We start from the raw sequence: 3,316 nt of genomic DNA on the forward strand, positions 1-3,316 counted from the left end.
TCCTTAAGGGCGTACTCCACGGTGGTGCGTTTTATGGCGCGGCATAGGATCATGCCGATGGAGGGGTTTTCGTTGTGGCTCCAGCCGATTTCTTGCACCATTGGCGCGAGTTTTTTATCCGTGACATAGGTTTTGAAAAAATTGCGCACCCGCCACAAATTAGCAGCAGAAAAGTCGGCATAAACGGATGTCATGGGTGTTTTGGAGGCCATGGTTCAGTCGCTCTCCGCCAGCAAGCGCGCCAACTCCTGCATCTCCTGGGTGGCCAGGCTGAGTTGGGCCAGGATCTCATCGGCGATATCGGACGGTTCGGCCAGGCTGTCGCCGTTGCGGACGCTGTCGTCTTGCAGCCAACTGATATCCAGGGAGTCGTTGCGCTTTTTGATCTGATCGCGGGTAAAGCAGCGGAAACGGCCGGTTTCGCCCTGATCCTGGCGTTTGGTGCGGCCATAAGGGCTTTTGCCGAAGGTTGCGATGAATTCTTTAAACAGCGATTTTCGCGCCGGTTTAACCGTCACATTGATATAAGGTTTTGAGAGTGCCGGTCTCATTTAAACCGAAGTTCCAACTCGGCTCCGTTCAGCCACGAAAGGGATTGGGGCAATTGGTGCCAGGCCACGCTGCGCAGGATGGGATTGTGCGCCCTGCGCGGGAAGGTGACGGTAAGCTTCCGGCGGCGCAAACTTACCCGGGCCTTGCCCTTGACGAAGAGCCGGTAGATCTTGGCAGCATCACAGGCCTCAAAGCCTCGCAGCTTCCTGGCCAAAAGGCTGTAGAGCGTATCGGCGATCATGGTCATGACTACATCAAAGTGCACCTTCACCAGGATGGGGGAAGATAGCGCATTCAGGTTGAAGAACTTAACGGCCTCGGCGATCACATTCTCCACTCGCCAACGGCGGGCATAGTTGCCCACGAGCAGTTCGGTGGGGGCGGCGAAGTCATTGGAGATGAGAAAGGCGGGCTTCTCACGGCCGTTGCCGCGCAGGATCACCTGCCGCAGCTCCCCCTGGTAGTCGGGCAGCGTGATGGTCGACTCATGGATGATCGGGTTGGGGTATTTTCGCTTGCCGTGCGGGATGTGGATGCGCTGCCAGGGGGAGAGCGCCTCAAGGCCCTCGATCATGGATTTTCCCCGGCGCCGTAGGGTAATGAAGTGGACTCCGGCACGGTTGAGCTCCGAGAGATTGGCATAGCGGGTGAACTTGGAGTCAAAGACGAAGGTGGGTTTGAGTCCCCGCTGCTGCTTTTTCCAGAAGGAGAGAAAGGTCAGAACCTGCTCGCTGGCCTCATCGCGCTGGATGTCGGCCGCAGTGTAGAGGATAAGCTTGGAAGCGGCGTCCTGGGCAAAAAGCGTCAGCGCTCCCTTCATGGCCTTGTTCCGGGCGCCTGCCCAATGGTTCTCCAGCACCGATTGCTCCCCGTAGTGGGGGATGGTGTGGAAGTCCAGATTGATCAGATCGGCCTCATAGAGCCTCAGCCGAGCGGCCTGCTTGACGAAGCTTTGCTGGACGCGCTGCAGATGCAGCGCGTCCAGGCCGTAGGAGTAGGTGGACATCGCCGTGCACTTTGGCAGCACATTGAGGCCGGCAAAAAGCCCCAGGCCTAGATCGAAGGCATGGTCGGTGAGATGCGCGTAGCGCTCGGTACCGATCAGCTTGAGGGCGAGAAAGGACAAAAAGTAGCTCAGAGCGGGGATGGTTTTGGTGCCGGGCAAGCCGGCCTCCTCCACGACCTTCGGCAGGTTGAGCTGGTCGATGAAAGGGGCAAACAACAACACGCCGGCGGCCTCCGACTCCCAGGAGCTCGTGGGCATCTCGGCAAGCTGCAGTTTCTCGGCTACGGCCGGCACCTGGGCGCCCTTGACCGTCAGCCCCAGCTTCAAGCGGCTGCGCCGGGGCAGTCTGGGGAAGCCCTCTTCGGCCAGAACTCGCTCGATGGTGCGCACCGAGATCTCAACCCCCTCTTCGGACAAGAGGGCGGTGATCTCTCCGGCCGACAGCCGCTGTTCGCGCCAGTTACAGATCTTGGCCTTGAGGGCCGAGTCGAGCCTACGGCGATGGGTCTTGCCCTCGGGGACGGGTTCGGAGAAGTCGATCTTTTGGTGGGTGAACAGATGCCGGAGCAGGTGCACATAGGCCAGGGAATAGCCAAATCGCTCCGCGATGATCCGGGCGGGCAATCGTTCGACAAAGGAGGCTCGCAGCGCTTCATAGCGGCGCTGCCATTCATGGACGGGCCTAAGGAAGAAGCTCTCATCGCGCATGGAGAGCTTATACACATTGGCGGTTATAATGTCAATACTTAAATTTTTTAAATGTAACCGGGGTGCACACGATAAAAAGTTTTCCTGGCGCTCAAAACCTTGTAGATTCCCTATTTCATTGACTCTAACGGGCAACAGGGTTAGGCTGCTGTTGCAGGCAAAAGCTTGTGGCAAGGGTTTAAGCAACCTGATTGGCGCCATTTGACCGTCATTTTATATAAGGTCTGTGAATGCGGTCAGCCGTGAACCTATTGGAATCATGATATTTTGGGTTATCGAAGTGATCTAATGACGGTCGTAACGATCAAAATCGCACCGCGCGAAAATCGCTGTTGAATACACTTTCACTCGAATTGTTGTTGGGTGCCGAGCCTCTTCGAGACAGGAAACATTCACTTTTCAGCTCCCTTAAAAAGGGGTTTGGCTTCTCCTCTGACCTCATCAACGCAAGGGTTTCCCTGGCCCTCGTCATCCCAACGTACAACGTGCGGCGTTCCTCTTCTCTTCGGTTGTCATCGCTTGGCGCCCCCCAGTCACCGTCCAGAATGACCACGTGCGAAAATTCCATCCCCTTGGTGGAATGGATGGTGCCGAGAAAAAAACCGCTTCCTAAAAATTTTTCGCGCCGCTGTTCGGCGATGTAGTCGTAGAGCGAGTCGATCGCCCACCCGACCGGCAATGTGGCGTCTGCGGTTTCATCGACCAGGGCTTTGAGAAAACCCTCCAGCATTCGCCACCAGGGGCTCCCCTTGTTTTTGGAGCCGAGGTCGTCAGCCATGCTCGACAGTTCGGAGACCTTGCGGTTTTCGCCTTTTCGTTCAGCAAGCAGTTCTATGAAGGCCGAGAATTTACGCACACGGTGCAACGGCAAGCTACTTTCAAGAAGTGTTTTCACAGGCAGCCCGGCTTGTTCCAGCACCGAGCGCACAGGTGCCAAATCCTTCCGGCTCCGCGCCAGGATCGCGCAGTCTTCCCACGCCCGGCCCGGAGAGAGATACACCACCTTCGCCGGGTAATCCTCCTGAAACTTACGGATAAACTCGACGTTGG

General features: G+C 57.0%; 3 protein-coding genes and 1 pseudogene. All 4 read right to left on the bottom strand.

The window, feature by feature from the left end:
- A pseudogene (locus Q7V20_RS22900) lies at nt 1-212 on the bottom strand (hypothetical protein); the annotation flags it as partial.
- Nucleotides 213-215: 3 nt separating this feature from the next.
- Nucleotides 216-551 (bottom strand): hypothetical protein, encoded by a 336-nt coding sequence (locus Q7V20_RS22905; RefSeq protein ID WP_304796253.1) that lies wholly within the window; start codon nt 549-551, stop codon nt 216-218.
- Entirely contained in the window at nt 548-2,266 is a 1,719-nt protein-coding gene (locus tag Q7V20_RS22910; RefSeq protein WP_304796255.1) for a transposase, read from the bottom strand. Before Q7V20_RS22910 ends, Q7V20_RS22905 begins: the two co-directional genes overlap by 4 nt.
- Before the next feature lie 304 nt (nt 2,267-2,570).
- On the bottom strand, nt 2,571-3,316 hold a 746-nt coding region (locus tag Q7V20_RS22915; RefSeq protein ID WP_304796256.1), incomplete at its 5' end, for a 3'-5' exonuclease.

The organism is Aquabacterium sp. (genome assembly GCF_030652515.1).
Classification (GTDB): domain Bacteria; phylum Pseudomonadota; class Gammaproteobacteria; order Burkholderiales; family Burkholderiaceae_C; genus Aquabacterium.